Genomic DNA, 17,023 nt, shown 5'->3' with positions numbered 1-17,023 from the left:
GCCGTCCAACCGCATCCCAGCTCAGCCGATCGGGTCGAACTCGATGTGCAGTGTGCTCAACCCGCGCATGATGAACGTCGGCTCGTACTCGTAGCGGCGCTCCTCTGCCCGGCCGTGTTCGGCCTCGTTGATCCTGATGTCGGCCATCCGGTCCAGGATCCGGTTCAGCGATATCCGGGCTTCGGCCCGCGCCAGCGGCGCGCCCGGGCAGGAATGCGCACCGCGGCCAAAGGCGATGTGTTCCCGCACATTCCGTCGGGTGTGCGAAAACTCTTGCGGGTCGCCGAATTTGGCCGGATCCCGGTTGCTTGCGCCGGGCAGCAACATGATGATGGTGCCGGCCGGGATCTCGACATCACCGAGCTTGGTGTTGGTGCGGGCCAACCGGAAGTGGCTCTTGACCGGGCTTTCGGTCCGCAGCGACTCCTCCAGGAAGGTCGGGATCTGGCTGCGGTCGGCGCGCAGGGTCTGCTGCAGATCGGGTCGCTCACCCAGCACCCGGAGGGCCGTGGACAGCAGCTTGGTGGTGGTGTCCATACCGGCCGCGAACAGGAACGTGGCGAGCTTGACCACTTCCTCGACATCCGGCAACGAACCATCCGGATAGGTCGCCGAGGCGAGTTCGGACAGTACGTCGGCGCGCGCCTGCCGGCGCCGGTCGGTGATGTAGGAGCGGAACTTCTCATCCAGCCACATCAACGGGTTGTGCGTGACGGTCTCTTCGTCGCCGATCGCGCCCACCACCTCGCGATCCAGGGTGGCCGAGAACTCCGGGTGGTCGGCCTCGGGCACGCCCAGCAGATCGGCGATCACCAACATCGCGAACGGTTGCGCATAGTCGGCCATGAACTCACAGGACCCGCGTTCGATGAAGGTGTCCAGTCGCTGATCGGCCAGCCGCCACATGAACTCTTCGTTCTCGCTGAGCCGTTTCGGGGTGATCAGCTTGGACAGCAGCGCCCGGGTCTTGGTGTGCTCTTCAGCGTCCATCGTGACCACGTGTTCGGACATCGGGATCTGCGCGCGATGCGCCTCGATCTGCGGTCCGATGTCGTCACCTTCCGGCACGAAAGGTAGCGGCGGGAATGGTCCGGCCACCGCCACGCACGACGAGAACGCCGGATCCTTGTAGGCCGCAAGCGCTTCGGCGTAGCCGGTGATCGCGACCACCCCGTGCGGTGTCGCCGGCCGCACCGGTGCCTGCTCGCGCAGGTAGTCGAAGTACGGGTACGGGTTCGGCACCAGGGACTGATCGAAGAAATAGTCCACGGTCTCGAAGTCCGGTTGCGCGGTCGCGTCGGCCGCTTGCATCTGGTCGGTCACCGCAGCACCACCTGGTCGAAGGCGACCGGCAGCGCGGTCGGTGAACGGAATACCTGGCCGCGGATGTGCGGATCGGAATCGCCTGGATCCAGCCGCAGATTCGGTAGCCGGTCCAACAGCAAGTTGATCGCGGTGCGCATCTCCAGCCGGGCCAGATGCATGCCCAGGCAGACATGCACGCCATGCCCCCAGCCCAGGTGGGCGCGCGCGGTGCGGAAGATGTCATAGCTGTCCGGATCGGGGTAGCGATCCTCCTGCCGGTTGGCCGCACCCAGCATCGGCATCACCGAGGAGCCCTGCGGGATCGGCACCCCGCCGAGCTCGGTGTCGCGGGTCGCAACGCGGGTGATGGTCAGCAGTGGCGGATCCCAGCGCACGGCCTCCTCGATCCCCTGCGGCAGCAAGCTGCGGTCGGCGCGTACCGCGGCCAGCTGATCGGAATCGGACAGCAGGGCGAACAACAGGTTGCCCAACGAGCGGTAGGTGGTTTCGATCCCGGCCGGCAGCAGCAACCGCAGGAACGAGAAGATCTCTTCGTCGGCGAGTCGGTGGCCGTCGATCTCGGCGGCAGCCAGGCTGCTGATCACATCATCCTGGGGGTCGCTGCGCCGGGCCTCCAGGATGGGCCGAAAGTACTCCACCAAGGTCTGCGAGGCCGCCTTGCCGCGCTCCGGGTTGATGGTGAAACTCAGCAGGGAGATGGACCAGCGCTGGAACTGTTCGAAGTCCTCTTCGGGCAGGCCGAGCAGACCGGCGATGATCCGGGTCGGGTACGGAAAGTTGAATTCCTTGACCAGATCGGCGCACCCACGCTCGGCGAACTGGTCGATCAGCTCGTTGGCCACCCGGCCGACCAGTTCATCCTCCCAGCGCGCCAACGCCTTCTGCGAGAACGCCTTGGACACCAGGGCGCGGTGCCGGCCGTGGTCGGGTTCGTCCATGCCGAGCATCACCTGGTGACCGAGCACGTCGCCGAAGGCCTGCAACACCACCGCCGAGGAAAAGGTCTCGTTGTCCCGCAGCATCTGCTGGGCGTACTCGTGCCGGTACACGATGAACACCGGTTTGCCTTCTTCGCCGGGCATCCCGGACATGTCGATGCGCTGCACGGGTTCCTCGCGCCGCAGCCGGGCCAACTCGGGATAGGGATCCCGAACGTTGCCCGACACCACGTCATCGAAGGCGCCGAAGTCCTCCAGGTCGTCGAATAGTTGCATATCAGCAGTCCCCTCGAGTTCTGGTCAATCAACCGGGTAGGCAACGGATTTGACTTCGGTGTACTGGTCGAAGCCGGCGACACCGTTCTGCCGGCCCAAGCCGCTGGCCTTGTATCCGCCGAACGGCACGTCGGCGCCGTATCCGGTGGTGCCGTTGCAACCGATGAACCCGGCCCGCATTCGGCCGGCGACCGCCAGCGAACGCTGCACCGACCCCGACATCACGTTGCCGGCCAGGCCGTAGACGCTGTCATTGGCGATCCGGATGGCGTGTTCGTCGTCCTCATAGGGGATGACTACGAGCACCGGTCCGAAGATCTCCTCCTGCGCGATGGTCATCGAGTTGTCGACGTCGACGAACAGCGTGGGTCGCACCCAGAATCCGGCGTCGAATCCCTCCGGTGGCTCGGCTCCGCCCACCAGCAACTTGGCGCCCTCGTCGACGCCGGTTTGGATCAGTGACCGGATCCGGCTGCGTTGCCGGTCGGAAATCACCGGGCCACAGATGGTTCCGGGATCCTGCGGGTCACCGGGCGCGATGTCGCCGTAGATGCCCTCCAGGATCGCCACGCCCTCGTCGTAGCGGGAGCGCGGCAGCAGCAGTCGGGTGGGCGCAGCACAGCCCTGGCCGGCGTGCACCAGCGGACCGATGCCGATCATGCAGGCCGAGGCCAGGTCGGCGTCGTCGAGCACGATGGTTGCCGACTTGCCGCCGAGTTCGAGGAACAGCCGCTTCATGGTGGCGGCACCCTTTTCCATTATCCGCTTGCCCACCGCGGTGGAGCCGGTGAACGAGATCATGTCCACCTTGGGTGAGAGCACCAGTTCCTCGGCGACGGCGTTGTCGGAGGTGCTGACCACGTTGACCACACCGGGCGGGATGTCGGTCTTCTCGGCGATCAACCGACCCACGCGCAGCGCGTTGAACGGGGTGTCGGGGGCGGGTTTGAGCACCACCGTGTTTCCGGTCGCCAGCGCCTGGCCCAACTTGTGCACGATGATCTCGAACGGGAAGTTCCACGGCGCGATGGCGCCGACCACCCCGACCGGCTCCCGCCACACTTTGCGGCGGGTCTGGCGTCCGGTCAGCGCGACGAAGACCTCACCCAAATCGGTTTCCCACGGATAGGTTTCGATCAATTCGGCGGGGTAACGCAGCCCGTCGGACAGCGGCGCATCCAATTGCGGTCCGTGCGTGATCGAGCGCGGGCAACCCACCTCCCGGATGAGTTCATCGCGCAGCTCCTCCACCTCGGACTCCAGGGCTTCCTGTAGTTGCCCGAGGCAACGCGCCCGGAAGCCGCGGTTGGTGGACCAGTCGGTGTCGTCGAAGGCGCGGCGGGCGGCGTCGATGGCCTGCTGCAGCTCGGCTGCCGAACCGTCCGAGACCTCGCCGAGCACCTCCTCGGTGGCCGGGTTGATGTTGGTGAAGGTGCCGGCTTCACCGTCGACCAGCTTGCCGTCGATCAGCAGGCGGGCCTCATAGGCCGGGGTGGAGCGCTCAGGCATCGGGGTGGCTTCCTTCGTCGTGGCTGGTTTTGTCCGGGGGTTGGGGTTCGGTGCCGGCCTCGGCTGCCGGGGCCGGTTCCGCGGCCGGCGGTGTGGCGAACCGCGCGGCCAATGCCATCGCGCGGTACAGCACCGGATCCGGCAGTACCCGGACCGCGGCGAGCATCGCCCGCTGGCTCAGGGTGGGCGGGGCCCCGTCACGCAGCGCGCCGTAGCGGGGAATCCCGAGGGCCAGCCGGGACAGCTGATGCATCCCGGCGGACGGCAGTATCCGGTTGGCTATCAACAGCATCGAGGCATCCGGACCAACCGCGTGCTTGCGGAAGGCGCCCCGATCCTCGAGCGCAGCCACCAGCCCGTCGGCGAACCGGGCCGGGTTGCGGGCCAGGCTCATGGCGAGTCTGCCGCGTTTGTCCATCCGCTGATGCACCCGCGCGTAGGGGCCGTCGAGATCGCGGTCGTCGGTGGTGCCGGCGTCGGTGATGATGTCGGTGTCGTAGGTCCCGGTGACCAGCACGGTCACGCCCAGGCCGAACGGCGCGATCTCGGTGCCCATCGACTCGCCCCAGCGCTCCAGCGCGCCCTTGGCCGCCGAATACGGCGCGGTGCTCGGCTGACCGCGCACCCCGCCCGCACTGGACACCAGCACGATCCGGCCCCGCCCGGCCGCCCGCATCCCCGGCAGCAGGGCCTTGGTCAGCGACACCGGACCGATCACGTGCGTGCCCAGCATGTCCTGCCACAGTCGGGCGTCGGTCTCCTCGACCACGCCGGCGGCCGAGATGCCGGCGTTGTGCACCAGGGCATACGGCGCCCCGACGGTGTCCTCGATGGTCTTGGCCGCAGCGTCGATCGAGGCCGCATCGAGCAGGTCGAGTTGCACGCCGATCAGCCGGTCGTCGTCTTCGGCGGCCCCGGTGGCCTCGCGCAGTAGCGGCAGGCCACGGTCGGGGGTGCGCATGGCTGCCACCACGCGCCAGCCTTCCCGGTACAGCCGCACCGCGGAGGCAAACCCCAAACCGCGTGACGCGCCGGTGATCACGACGGAGCGTGGTTCGATCATGCCGCCTCCTTCGGTGCGCAGCGGCCGCCGTCGGCCGGGGGTTCCACATCCGGCCGGCCGGCCGGTTGTCCGCTCATCCAGGTCGACCACTTGCCCACCGAATACGGTCCGGGCTGGCCTTGTGCTTCGTACTCCCCTTGTGGGTCATAGACTTTGGCCTCCGGATAGGGCCAGGGACAGGCCACCGAGGTGGCGAAGCCGCTGATCTTGATCAATTGGAAGCCGAATCCGTAGCCGAAGTAGGCGATGTTGATCACGATGAACATCACCGTGAAGGTGCCCAGCGCGGGCCGGTTGGGGAACAGTCGGGCACGTTGGGCCAGTTTCTCGGCGACCGTGCGACCGGTGTCATCGCGGTACACCAGCACGCCGGCCGGCATCATCACGATGGTCACCAGGGTGGACTCCCACAGCAGCGGGAACTGCCAGGGCTCACCGGCGAAGATGGTGCCGAACGGGATGGCCTGCGAGTAGATGTACATCCCGGTGCGGACCAGGGTGACTTCCAGGAACATGTCGATGATGAAGCCGAACACCAGGATCAGCGCGGCCAGGCTGATCAGCGGATGTCGCCAGACAAAAGACTCCGGTGGGCGTTTGGCCTGCAGTCGCCGCAGCACCGGATGGGCCGCGAAGAACGGACCGAAGTAGAACAGCACGTACCCGATCACCAGGAACGGTTCGACCGTCGGCGAGATGTTGACCAATGGCCAATCCTCGGGCCAATGCCACAGATCCGGGTTGTACACCGCGAACGGGGCCCAGTTCATGATCGGGTCCTGCCACACGATCAACGTGGTGACGATCGCCATCAGCAGATACGGGTGCCGCGGGTGACGGCGCCAGGCCACCACGAATACCACGATCACGCCGAGGCACATGAAGATGGTCAGGATCTGCAACACCGCGACCCAGTGGTCGAACCCCAGCAGCGGTTCCACCGGCCGGGGTGCGGGCCCCTCGGGTATCTCCGGGTTGCGGATCCGCGGGGACACCGCTCCGATCCGGGCGTGGTAGGCGATCACGCCGATCACCGCGAGCGCCAGCGCCAGCCAGATCCACGGCAGCGGGGACGGCCTTCTGCCCTTGGGGTTTTCGTCCGCCGGCCGCGGGAGTGCCTGCTCGGTGGTCATCGGCCTACTCCTCGCCGAAGCGGTCTACCAGATGGGAATTGACGCCGTCGGGGTCCAGGGTGCGGGCCACCAGGTAGCCGGCACCCATCCAGGCCCGTCGGGTCCACTTTCCGAACGACACCCGGGTGCCCGGGGCGCCGGCTGCGGCCGGCATCATCTTGACCCGTTCCAAGGCCTCCTTGACCCCGCGCGGACTCAACGGGTGCGCATCGATGCAAGCCCGCAGCAGCGCGGTCGCGACATCTCGATTCACCGGCGGCACACAGTATTTCGGTCGCCGACCCTTGACCTGCTGGTACCGGTCCAGGAACTCCTGCAGCACCGGGTTCTCTTCGTCGTACTGGTCCACCCCGATCCAGCCGGTGAAGGCCTGCCACATGATCGGGTTGACCCAGGCGTTCTGGAAGGCGGTGCTGGTGAACCGGGGCGGGTCCCAGTCCAGCGCCTGCAACGCCGGGTTGATGAAGACGATGCCGAATCCGAAGCCGCAGTGCACGATTGCTTCGGCCTTGGCCTCGTGCAGGGTGCGCACGGCCGCGTCGATGTCCTGCGCGGTCTGCGCGATCAAGGCCTCCGCCACGATCCGGATGCCCTTGCGCTTGCAGGCCGTGCGGAAATTCTTCAAATAGCTCTCGCCGATCAGCGACTGCTCGATGAGCACCCCGACCTCGGACAGTCCGCGCTTGGCCAGCAGGTCGGCCCAGAAGATCGGCTCGTCGGTCATCGAGCCCTGCGGGAAGGCGAACGTCCATTCGCCCAGCCAGTCATCGGTGCCGGTGACGCTGATCGCCGGCACCTTGAACCGCTCCTCGATGGCTTCCTTGGTCGGCACGCAGTTGTCGGTGATGTGCGGTCCGAAGATCGCCAGGCAGCCTTCGTCGACCAACTCGCCGTAGGCGTCGATGACGGCTTTCACCGAACCCTTCGGCAGGCCCTCGACTTCGCGATAGATCATCTGGATCGGCCGGTCGATCAAGCCCTGTTCGCGGGCATCTCCGAAGACCACCTCGAAGGTCGCGGTGAAATCGTCCTTCATGTCCGCCGGAAACATCTCCGGCAGCGTGAAATCCATCAGATAGCCGATCTTGATCGGCTCAGCGCTACTTTCGTAGGACACGTGCCCCCCATCGAGGTGACCAGGCAGTCCGGCGACTGCAACCTAATATTTGTTCGGACAGTAGCGGCGCCGGGCGACGGGCGTCAATCACCGCTCGGCCGCCCGCCGTCGCCGAGGTAGACGTCGATCATCTCGACCAGACCCCGGGTGAGATTCGGATCATCGGTCAGCGGGCCGACCACGGCGGTGCGGGCCGCCTCACGCAAGCTCAACCCCTCGGCCACCAGCCGGCCGGCCGCGATCAAGACGCGGGTCGAGGACACCTCACGCAGCCCGCCGGATTCGATTCGCCGGATCGCTGAGGCGAACTGCACCAACTGGGCTGCCGCGTCGGCGGAGATCCCGGCCTCGTGGGCCACGATGCGTTCCTCGACGGCCGGATCCGGGAAGCTGAAATCCAGTGCGACCATCCGCTGCCGGGTGGAGTCCTTGAGATCCTTGAGCACGCTCTGGTAGCCGGGGTTGTAGGACACCACCAGGCCGAATCCGGGGGCAGCATCCAAGGTGATGCCCAGCCGGTCGATCGGCAACTGCCGGCGATGATCGGCCAGTGGGTGCAGCACCACGGTGGTGTCCTGCCGGGCCTCGACCACCTCGTCGAGATAGCAGATCGCACCCTCGCGCACGGCCCGGGTCAGCGGCCCGTCCACCCACTCGGTGTCACCACCGCGCAGCAGATAACGGCCCACCAGGTCGGCGGTGGTCAGGTCGTCGTGGCAGGACACGGTGATCAACGGCCGGCCCAGATCGTGCGCCATGGCTTCCACGAAGCGGGTCTTGCCACATCCGGTGGGCCCCTTGAGGACGATCGAAAGTCCTTGTCGGTACGCGGCTTTGAATACCGCCTCCTCGTTGCCGACCGGGACGTAGTAGGGCCGCTCGGAGCCGTCGAGTCCCGACGGCTTGGTCATCAGGTCCGCCGCCGCAGTCATCGCGGCCGCCGGTGGGCTTGCGGGGTGTCCGGTTGACGTTGGGCTCCGTTGCCTGCCATCACTTTCCCTTCACTGACTTCGGTGCGCGGAGTGACCTCCACACGCCCGAGCCTACGTGGAACAGATGTTTGGTACAAGACTCGATCGGGAATTCACACATGTAAAGCCTTGATCGGTACCTCTTTTCGTCACGGTCGGCGCCGCCGTGCCTCAGCGCGGGCCAGCGCAACCCGGAACAGCGGCCCGATCACCCGGCTCAGTTGGTCCGGTCGACGCACGGTGGCGTGCGCCGCGGTGCCGAAGACTGCGCGCAGGTCGGCGACGTCGGTGCCGGCACCGACGGTCAAACACACGCAGCCGACCCCGTCCTGGGTCGCCTCGGCCAGGGCGCGCCGCGCATCGGCAGCCCCGTAACCACGTTCGTAGCCGTGGTCGTAGGCCAGCCCGTCGGAGATCACCACCAGCAGCCGCCGTGGCGTGCCGGCACGCGTGGTCAAGATGGTTACACCGTGCCGGATCGCAGCTCCCAACCGGGAGTACGCGCCCGGCTGCAGGCCGTAGAGTCGACGCATCGCGGCGGCGTCGAACCGGTCGTCGAAACGCTTCACCGCGTTCAGTTCGACGGCCGAGCGCCCCTGAGAATGGTAGGCGTACAACGCAACTCGGTCACCGAGTTCATGCAGCGCCGCGGTCAGGGCAGCGGCCGCGGCGCGCTGTTGCTCGTGCACGGTGCCGCCGGCGCTGCCGGCTTCGGCCGCCGAGCCGGAGACATCCAACAGGACCAATACCGACAGGTCCCGGCGCTGTCGCAGGTTGTCGACGTAGACGGCGTCGTCGGGTGCCGAGCCGGCGGCCACCTCCACTCGGGACTCGACGACGGCGTCGACGTCGAGGTCGTCGCCCTGGCGCTGCCGGTGGTGCCGGCTCAGACCCATGCCCAACCTGGTCAGCGACCGCCGGACCGCGTGCCCGTCCGGCATGGTCCAGCCCTCGCCACGAGCCTTGACCTCGACCTCGGTGACGGTGCACCAATCGTGGCGGTACCTGCGGCGGTGGGCGTCCCATTCCGGGTAACGGAACCCGGCACGTCCGGTGTCGGTGTCGTCCTCACCGTCGGGCCGCAGCGACGACGCCACGGCGCCGGCGCCGGCGTTCGCCGAGCGCCGCCGGTTGGTCGGGGAATCTGCGCCCGGGGAGCCGCCCGAACCGAGCTGGCGGACCTTGCTGGTCAGTTTCGCCAGCAGCTTGCCGATCGCGCCGCCACCGCCGACCGGACTGGAGAACGGGTCGATGATCTCTTCGGTTTCGGCGTCTTCGAGCAGTTCAGGCAGTTCCTCACCAGAGTCGCGGCGGGCCCGGTGCCGGGCCTGGGCAGCCGCCTTGGACTTCTCGGCGGCCCGCTGGGCGGCGGCCAATTTTCGGATCCGAATGGTTCCGAAGCAGGCCGGTGACTCCGGGATCGACGCCTTGCTCTGCGCGATCTGCAACGAGGCCGCCGCCGATGCGCTGTCCGTGGCAGCGCCGTCGAGCAGGGCGCGCAGCCGAGCCGGGAGCAGTTCGGCGTTGGCGCCCAGAGCCCGGCGCCCTTCCACGGCCAGGTAACGGTCGGCAAGCTTCTGCTTCCGGGCCAGTTTGCCGACGATCTCGGACTCCAGCCCGCCCCCGGCAAGCAGGCAGGCCTGCACGGCCAGCGCTTCGAGCTGGGCCTGCAGGTCCGCGCTGCCGTCGAGGTAGATGGTCTTGCCGTCGGTCCAGGCCGGCTCGCCGTCGGCCGTGGCCGCCACCACCAGGGGGCGGCCGGCCAACGCCGAAGCCAGCATGCCCAGTCGTTCCACTGTGGCGGTATCGGTCACCTGAACTCCCCGGGGATCCTCATTCGTTGACCAAATATATGTTCCAAAGTAGAGTCCAGCCCATCGCGAGTCAATTGCCAAAACCGTCCGAGCCCGCACGGCGACGGCCGGAGAAGCTACGAATTGATCGGCACTGCAACATGATCGAGCCAGCGTGAGGGGAGCACCGTGATCGACTTCGCGGACCAGGTCGCGATCGTCACCGGCGCCGATCCGCACTGCGCACCCACCGCCGAAGACATCGCCGAACAGTCCAACCAGGGGTCGGCGCCCGATTCCTACCCGGTGCCCGGCTCGATCCTCGACCAGGTGCTCGAAGTGCGCGACCGGCTCGGTGTCAGCGTCATGCCAGGTAACGCTGGGGTCGCGTTTCCCGACCAGAAAACCCGGGAGCCGATCCCGCCGGTCGGTAGTCGATAGACTCGGCGCGATGACGAACCTCGGTGCCGCACCCCGTCGCAGCCCCCGCACCAGCGGGCGCAGCCGGCCGGCTTCGGCGGCGGCACCGCCCGACGCCGACAGCACCGATGCTTCTCGGCGCGCCGAGATCCTGCAGACCGCCAACACCGTGATCGCGACCTCCGGCCTGCGCACCTCGCTGCAGCAGATCGCCGACGCCGCGGGAATTCTGGCGGGCAGCCTCTATCACCACTTCGAATCCAAGGAAGCCATCCTCATCGAGCTGATCCGCAACTACCACGCGGACCTCGAGCACATCGGTGAGGTGGCGCTGCAGCGACTCGATGAACCCGATCCGCGGCCACCATCCGAGCAGATCATCGGGCTCGGCTGCGCCATCGCGCGGTGCGCAGTCAGGCACCGCGCTGCCCTGCAGATGTCGTTCTACGAGGGGCCCAGCGCGGATCCCGAGTTGATGGCGCTGACCGCCCGGCGCCCGACCAAGATCACCGCCGCCATGCTGCAGGCGTTGCGCGCCGGCCGCTGGAGTGGCTACATCCGGCCCGACGTCGACCTGCCCACCGTGGCAGACCGGATCGTGCAGACCATGCTGCACGTCGGGCTGGACATGATCCGGCACAAGGCGCCCACCGAACTGGTGGCCACGCTGCAGTGCAACATCATCTTGCAGGGGTTGGCCGGCAGCGACCCCACTGATGCCGAACTCGACGCCTCTGCGGCGTTCGCGGCTGCCCAGCAGGTCATCGAAACCTGGTCGGAGCAAGAGGAACTGGATGACAAGTCGGCCCATGTGCGCGCGGTCGCACGCGCCGAGTTCGGTCGGCGCGGCTATGAGATGACCACGGTCCGCGACATCGCCGCCGCGGCCGGCATGGGCACCGGAACCGTCTACCGGGTGATCGGCTCCAAGGACGAACTGTTGACGTCGATCATGCTGTCGTTCGGCAAGAAGGTGGGCGCCGGCTGGACCGCAGTGCTCGAGTCCGACTCCTCCCCGCTGGCCAAACTCGATGCGTTGAGCTGGATCAACATCAACGCCCTGGACCGTTTCCCGGACGAGTTCCGGATCCAACTGGCCTGGATGCGGCAATCCCCACCCGACGTCGCCGAACCGGGCTGGTCGTTCACCACCCGGGTGCGACAGATGAAATCGCTGCTGTCCCAGGGCATCAAGTCCGGTGAAATCGCGATCGAAAGCCCCAGCGCGGAGATGTTGGCGCGCTGCGTCATCGGCCAGCAATGGATTCCGGAGAACATCCTGCACGAGCTCGGCACCCGCCGCGGTTTGATCCACACCCGCGACACCGTGCTGCGCGGTGTGGCCGTGCGCGACGCCTGAGTTTTCCCACGCCCGAGTATTGAACCAAACATTGGTTCCGCGTAATGTCTGGTGCAGCGCCAGGGCGGCGCCGGGAAGGATCGTGATGACGGGCATCGAAGAACAGTTCCGCTACGACGGCAAGCGCGCCCTGGTGGTGGGTGGGGCCACCGGCATGGGCGCCGCAGCGGCACAGGCCGTGGCGGCGTTGGGCGGCGAGGTCATCGTGCTGGACATCGCCCCCGTCGAGCACGGTGTCGGCACCTCGATCCACGTCGATCTGGCCGACCGGGCCAGCATCGATTCGGCTCTGGATCAGCTCACCGGGCCGATCCACGCGGTGTTCTCGGCGGCCGGTGTCGCCGATGGGCCAGAGATGATGCGGGTCAACGTGATCGGCCATCGCCACCTGATCGAAGAGTTGGTCTCGCGCGGCCTGTTGCCGGCCGGTTCGGCGGTGTGCCTGATCTCCTCGCTGGCCGGCGCGGGCTGGGAACTCGGCCTGGAGCGGGTGCAGGAACTTCTCGCCACCCCCGACTTCGAGTCGGCCGCTGCCTGGGTTCGGGAGCGCGAGGCCGACGGCAGCATGCACTACGGGTTCGCCAAACAGGTGATCAACGGCTACGTGGCCACCCGGGCCTATCCGCTGCTGAAGCAGGGGATCCGGCTCAATGCGATCTGCCCCGGCCCCACCGACACCCCACTGGCCCGGGCCAACGCCGACACCTGGCTGACCTTCGGTCAGGACTACCGCGACGACGTCGGCCTGGCCGTGCACACCCCCGAGCAGATGGCCAACGCCATGGTCTTTCTCAACAGCGCGGCGGCCAGCGCGGTCACCGGCATCACGATGTACGTGGACTCCGGGTACACGATGTCGTCGATCACCGGAGCCTACGCACCCGGCAAGCCGCTGATGGACATCCTGATGGGCAAGGTTGCGCTGACCTGATCCGCCCTCCGGCGAATGTCGTTCCGCCGCACGGCGGTCGGACAGCGCCGCACGGCGGACGGATGGTCCTGTGGATGAAGCCCGCGCGTTGCCGGGCCGGTGCACTCCTGCTTGCTACTCTTCGACCATGTTTGGTGGGGACGTTCGGGCAGCACAGCGCGCTACCGTGCGTCTCGATCTCGGCGGGTCGGCGTGAGACCGCGGCACCGCGCAGGCCGGGGCGACCACCCCGCCGCGACCGCGCATCACACAGCCCCGCTGGGGGTCCGCGGCCTGCTCGGTATCGCCCTGGTGGCGCTGTTGGTGCTGGCCGGCGTGGTGATCGCGGGTGTCTTCGCGGGACGCGAGATGCGCGCAGGCGACCCCGGGCCGGCGGTCAACGGCCCCGCACCTGCCAGCAGGTCCGAAACCGTCGGCGCCACACCGCCGCCGAGCGCGCCGGTGCTGTCCACCCCGCCCGCCGACTCCGCGGTACCGGCCGACCCGGCGACGCTGACCGCCGAGTTCGCCGAGCTGCAGTCGCGGTTACCGGCCACCGTCGGACTGGTGCTACGGCCGATCGGCTCCGACGGCTCGGCGGTGACGCTCGGCGACTGGTCCAAAGGCCCGGCCTGGTCCACCATCAAGGTGCCGTTGGTGCTGGCCGGGCTGTCCGAATCCGGTACCGAAGAACCGACCGCCGACATGGTCAGCGCCATCGAAGCCTCGGACAACGCTGCCGCCGAACGGATTTGGGCCGGCCTCGGCGATCCGAGCAGCGCCGCCGAGAAAGTGCAGCAAGTTCTGCGCGGCCACGGGGATGGCGCCACGGTGGTGCAATCGCAGAAGGTGCGGCCAGAGTTCAGCGCGTTCGGTCAGACCGAATGGACGCTGACCAACCAGGCGAACTTCCTGGCCGCTGCCGGCTGCGCCCCGGCATTTCAACCGGTTGCCGAGTTGATGCGCCAGATCAACGCCGATCATCGGTGGGGACTGGGCACCGTGCCGAACGCTGCCTTCAAGGGTGGCTGGGGACCGTCGCCGTCGGGTGCCTACCTGGTGCGCCAGTACGGCATCCTGGACACCCCGGCCGGTCAGACCGTGGTGGCGATCGCCGCGGAACCGAACTCCGGCAGCTTCGGTGACGGCACCGCAGCGCTGACTCAGATCGCCGACTGGCTCTCCGATCGGCTGGCTGCGCTGCCGGCCGGCACCTGTAGCTGACGCCGACCCGGCTCAGAACAGGTAGACCCGCGCGTCGTTACCTCCGACGCAGGTGATCCAGTCGTCGGAACCGTAGCCGGCGCACCGCATTTCGAACAACGCATCGACGCAACGGGCGCCGGGCACCGAGCGGCAGTCGACGCTGCCGGCAGCCAGCACGGTCCGCGCCTCCCGGTTGGCGTCCGGGAAGGTGTCCCAGTAGGCGCGCAGCACGCTGCGCGCGAAGAAACACGAGGTGGCGGTGCTGCCGCGCGCCGCGCGGGTACCGAAACCACTGCGCTCGTTCAGTTGGAAGTACTCACAGCTTTCCTTGGTGGCGCTGTTGTCCGGTCCGGTGACATATGGCGGCAACGCCGTCGGCGTCGGCGCCGGCGGGGCCGTCGTGGAGGTCACGGTCCTGGTGTTGGTGTAATCCGATGTGGTTGGTGTCGTAGAGGTTTCGTCGGCAATCGGCTTGGAGTTGTTCTGCACCAACATCCCGATCACCACACCGACCGCGCCGAGCAGCAGCGCCGCCACGCCGGCCACCACCAGTGCGGGCACCAGCCAGGGGCGGGGATTCGACGGACCCGCGGGCTGCGGAGCCGACGGTGGAAGCTGGGGCGGTGCAGCCGAATACCCCGGCGGCACCGAGGATTGCGGTCCCCACTGCAGCGGGTAGGGGTTGGCGGCCGCCATGGTGGGTGGCGCCGGGGCCGGTGCGGTCGGCCCCGCGGCCACCGCCGTCGGCCCGGTGTTCGGGCCGGCAGTGGCCGGTGAACCCAGGGCCGCTTGCGCGGCCCGGCCCAATTCCCCGGCGCTGGCATAGCGCTCCGCCGGGTCCTTGGCCATGCCGCGAGCGATGACGTCGTCGAGGCCGGCCGGTAACCCGGGATTGACTGCGCTGGGCCGCGGTGGCGGTGCGGTCAGGTGCGCGGCCACCAGCGTCTGCATCGTGGTGCCGGTATAGGGGGTCCGCCCGGTGAGCGCCTCGAACAGCACAGCGGCCAAGGCGTAGGTATCGACCGCCGGGGTCGCCGCGGCGTCCCCGAAGCGCTCCGGGGCCATGTAGGCGAACGAACCGATGTGGCTGCCGGCCTGGGTGAGTCGGGTCTCGCCGGTGAATTCGGCGATGCCGAAGTCCACCAGATAGGCGAAATCGGCCGGCGTCACCAAGATGTTCTGCGGTTTGACGTCGCGGTGGATCAACCCGACGGCGTGCGCAGCGTCGAGCGCGGCACCGATCTGGGCGATGATCGAAACCGCACGCGCCGGCTGCAGCGCCCCCTGCTCCAAGAGTTCGTGCAGATCCCGGCCCTGAACCAAGCGCATGTCGATATAGAGCTTGCCGTCGATCTCGCCCCAGTCATGGATCGGGATGATGTGCGGTTCGGCCAGCACGGCCGCGGCATGCGATTCGCGCTGGAACCGGGTGCGGAACTGATCGTCGTCGGAAAGGTGCTCGGGCAGGATCTTCACCGCAACCGTGCGGTCCTTGCTGGTGTCGAAGGCTTCGTAGACCTCGCCCATGCCACCGCGGCCGATCAGCCGGGTGAGGCGATACCTACCGAACGTCGAACCTGCGCGCGACCGCGATTCCGCCACGACCCCTCCCTTTCCCTCGCCAGTCGAGTATCACCCGAGACGAGCACCCGTGTGGGCGCACTTGGCCTCACGTTAGCCGAGGTCGGAGGCCACCGCGGCAGTAGAGTCGGGACTCGCGTCGAGGGGCGAGGGAGTCTGTTAGTGACAGTGCTGAAGTCGGTCGTCTTGTTCGTGCTGGCGGCGATCCTGGAGATCGGCGGCGCCTGGCTGGTGTGGCAGGGCGTCCGCGAGCACCGCGGCTGGATCTGGGCCGGGGTCGGCATGCTGGCGCTGGGGGCCTACGGCTTCGTGGCGACGCTGCAACCCGACGCCCATTTCGGCCGAATCCTGGCCGCCTACGGCGGCGTGTTCGTGGCCGGTTCGCTGCTGTGGGGCGTGGTCGCCGACGGCTTCCGGCCGGACCGCTGGGACCTCACCGGTGCGCTGATCTGTCTGGTCGGCGTGGCCGTGATCATGTACGCACCCCGCCCGGGTTAACCGAGTAGCGGCCGTCGTCCCTCGGTCAGCTCGGTCATCGCGGTTTGCATGCACTCCTGGACCCGCTCGGCGTAACCGACCCGGTCCTCACCGGCGACGGCGCTCATCGGAGCGAGCACCCGCGTCCGCAGTTTGGACGGCAGCGGCAGGTACGGCAGCAACATACCCGTGCCGCCGACGTTGACACCCCACGGCAGCGACACCGTCACCGGCAATGCCTTGAGCCGCAGCGCTTTGTCGAGCCGCAACGCGCGCGCCAACCGTTCCCCGTTGGACACCACGAACAAGGACTCTCCGGCACCCGCGGTCACGATCGGCACGATCGGCACCCCGACCTCCATGGCCAGCGCCGCGAAGCCGGAGCGCCCACCGAACACGATGCGGTTGCGCTCGGCCCACGGTTTGAAGGCATCCAGGTCGCCGCCGGGCAGCACCAGGACGTGGTGCCCCTTGGCGAACGCCTCCCGGGCGCTGTCCGGGTTAGCTGGCCGGGCACCGAGCGGCTCGAACAACGGACCCACACCCATGGTCCACGCCATCTGGTGCATCAGCACGGTCAACGGCCGGTCCAGTCCCAGCTGATCGAGCGCTGCGCCGATGGCGAACGCGTTGAGGTCGAAGATGCCGCCGAAGCCGTGGTTGGCGACGAACAGCACCGGCTCGTCGAGCTTGCCGGAGGCCTCCTCGATGTCGAGCCGGTGATAGCGCCGGACGAACTCGATGCCCAGCCGGCGCAGCGCCAACCCGGCGGTGGTCAGCGCGTCGGGTGCCGAGGTCTCGTCGTGCGGTGCCTCCATGTCGGCTTCGACGGCGTCCAGCAGCGCGTCGGCGAAGGTCTCGACATCGACTTTGCTCTAGTCAGAAGTCGGCTCGGTCGGCTCTGGGGGTGTACTGCGCACCGGGACACCTTTTCACGAACCGC

15 protein-coding genes are annotated in these 17,023 nt (G+C 67.9%); 5 read left to right on the top strand and 10 right to left on the bottom strand.

The genetic code is table 11. The features are described 5' to 3' along the window. Positions 1-21: 21 nt before the first annotated feature. The 8 genes from AC5Y3P_RS15630 to AC5Y3P_RS15595 all read right to left on the bottom strand — a co-directional run bounded on the left by AC5Y3P_RS15630 (position 22) and on the right by AC5Y3P_RS15595 (position 10,114). Positions 22-1,311: a cytochrome P450 gene (locus tag AC5Y3P_RS15630; RefSeq protein ID WP_500046883.1), complete on the bottom strand. Its 1,290-nt coding sequence runs from the start codon at positions 1,309-1,311 to the stop codon at positions 22-24. 8 nt (positions 1,312-1,319) lie between these two features. Next, on the bottom strand, positions 1,320-2,540 hold the full coding sequence (locus tag AC5Y3P_RS15625; RefSeq protein ID WP_500046828.1) for a cytochrome P450: 1,221 nt from the start codon (positions 2,538-2,540) through the stop codon (positions 1,320-1,322). A 24-nt stretch (positions 2,541-2,564) separates the two neighbouring features. Next, positions 2,565-4,049 carry an aldehyde dehydrogenase family protein gene (locus AC5Y3P_RS15620; RefSeq protein ID WP_500046827.1) on the bottom strand — a complete coding sequence of 495 codons (1,485 nt, stop codon included), beginning with the start codon at positions 4,047-4,049 and terminating at the stop codon, positions 2,565-2,567. After that, a complete protein-coding gene (locus tag AC5Y3P_RS15615; protein WP_500046826.1) occupies positions 4,042-5,112 on the bottom strand; it encodes an SDR family NAD(P)-dependent oxidoreductase in 1,071 nt (356 codons plus the stop codon). Before AC5Y3P_RS15615 ends, AC5Y3P_RS15620 begins: the two co-directional genes overlap by 8 nt. Next, positions 5,109-6,245: a spirocyclase AveC family protein gene (locus AC5Y3P_RS15610; protein ID WP_500046825.1), complete on the bottom strand. Its 1,137-nt coding sequence runs from the start codon at positions 6,243-6,245 to the stop codon at positions 5,109-5,111. Before AC5Y3P_RS15610 ends, AC5Y3P_RS15615 begins: the two co-directional genes overlap by 4 nt. Positions 6,246-6,249: 4 nt before the next feature. Beyond that, positions 6,250-7,362: an ABC transporter substrate-binding protein gene (locus tag AC5Y3P_RS15605; RefSeq protein WP_500046824.1), complete on the bottom strand. Its 1,113-nt coding sequence runs from the start codon at positions 7,360-7,362 to the stop codon at positions 6,250-6,252. A gap of 83 nt (positions 7,363-7,445) precedes the next feature. Beyond that, positions 7,446-8,294, bottom strand: coding sequence for a CbbQ/NirQ/NorQ/GpvN family protein (locus tag AC5Y3P_RS15600; protein ID WP_500046823.1), 849 nt, complete (start codon positions 8,292-8,294; stop codon positions 7,446-7,448). Between the two features lie 188 nt (positions 8,295-8,482). Then, positions 8,483-10,114, bottom strand: a complete 1,632-nt coding sequence (locus AC5Y3P_RS15595) for a nitric oxide reductase activation protein NorD (RefSeq protein WP_500046882.1) — start codon at positions 10,112-10,114, stop codon at positions 8,483-8,485. A 201-nt stretch (positions 10,115-10,315) separates the two neighbouring features. Between AC5Y3P_RS15595 and AC5Y3P_RS15590 the strand changes: the two genes are divergently transcribed. The 4 genes from AC5Y3P_RS15590 to AC5Y3P_RS15575 all read left to right on the top strand — a co-directional run bounded on the left by AC5Y3P_RS15590 (position 10,316) and on the right by AC5Y3P_RS15575 (position 14,040). After that, on the top strand, positions 10,316-10,567 hold the full coding sequence (locus AC5Y3P_RS15590; protein ID WP_500046822.1) for a hypothetical protein: 252 nt from the start codon (positions 10,316-10,318) through the stop codon (positions 10,565-10,567). Between the two features lie 10 nt (positions 10,568-10,577). Further along, entirely contained in the window at positions 10,578-11,906 is a 1,329-nt protein-coding gene (locus tag AC5Y3P_RS15585) for a TetR/AcrR family transcriptional regulator (protein WP_500046821.1), read from the top strand. A gap of 85 nt (positions 11,907-11,991) precedes the next feature. Further along, entirely contained in the window at positions 11,992-12,837 is an 846-nt protein-coding gene (locus AC5Y3P_RS15580; protein ID WP_500046820.1) for an SDR family oxidoreductase, read from the top strand. Between the two features lie 192 nt (positions 12,838-13,029). Beyond that, entirely contained in the window at positions 13,030-14,040 is a 1,011-nt protein-coding gene (locus AC5Y3P_RS15575) for a serine hydrolase (protein WP_500046819.1), read from the top strand. 12 nt (positions 14,041-14,052) lie between these two features. Here the strand turns inward: AC5Y3P_RS15575 and AC5Y3P_RS15570 are convergent, their stop codons facing one another. After that, positions 14,053-15,624, bottom strand: coding sequence for a serine/threonine-protein kinase (locus AC5Y3P_RS15570; protein ID WP_500046818.1), 1,572 nt, complete (start codon positions 15,622-15,624; stop codon positions 14,053-14,055). A gap of 141 nt (positions 15,625-15,765) precedes the next feature. Between AC5Y3P_RS15570 and AC5Y3P_RS15565 the strand changes: the two genes are divergently transcribed. Beyond that, positions 15,766-16,101: a YnfA family protein gene (locus AC5Y3P_RS15565; RefSeq protein WP_500046817.1), complete on the top strand. Its 336-nt coding sequence runs from the start codon at positions 15,766-15,768 to the stop codon at positions 16,099-16,101. On the opposite strand, the gene AC5Y3P_RS15560 is transcribed toward AC5Y3P_RS15565, so the two are convergent. After that, positions 16,098-16,898 carry a 1-acyl-sn-glycerol-3-phosphate acyltransferase gene (locus AC5Y3P_RS15560; protein ID WP_500046816.1) on the bottom strand — a complete coding sequence of 267 codons (801 nt, stop codon included), beginning with the start codon at positions 16,896-16,898 and terminating at the stop codon, positions 16,098-16,100. The two genes, AC5Y3P_RS15565 and AC5Y3P_RS15560, sit on opposite strands and share 4 nt — an antisense overlap. Positions 16,899-17,023: the final 125 nt, after the last annotated feature.

Source organism: Mycobacterium sp. NGS45 (assembly GCF_059812645.1).
The sequence above is the reverse complement of the archived record's forward strand: the minus strand, read 5'-3'. Positions and strand labels throughout refer to the sequence as shown.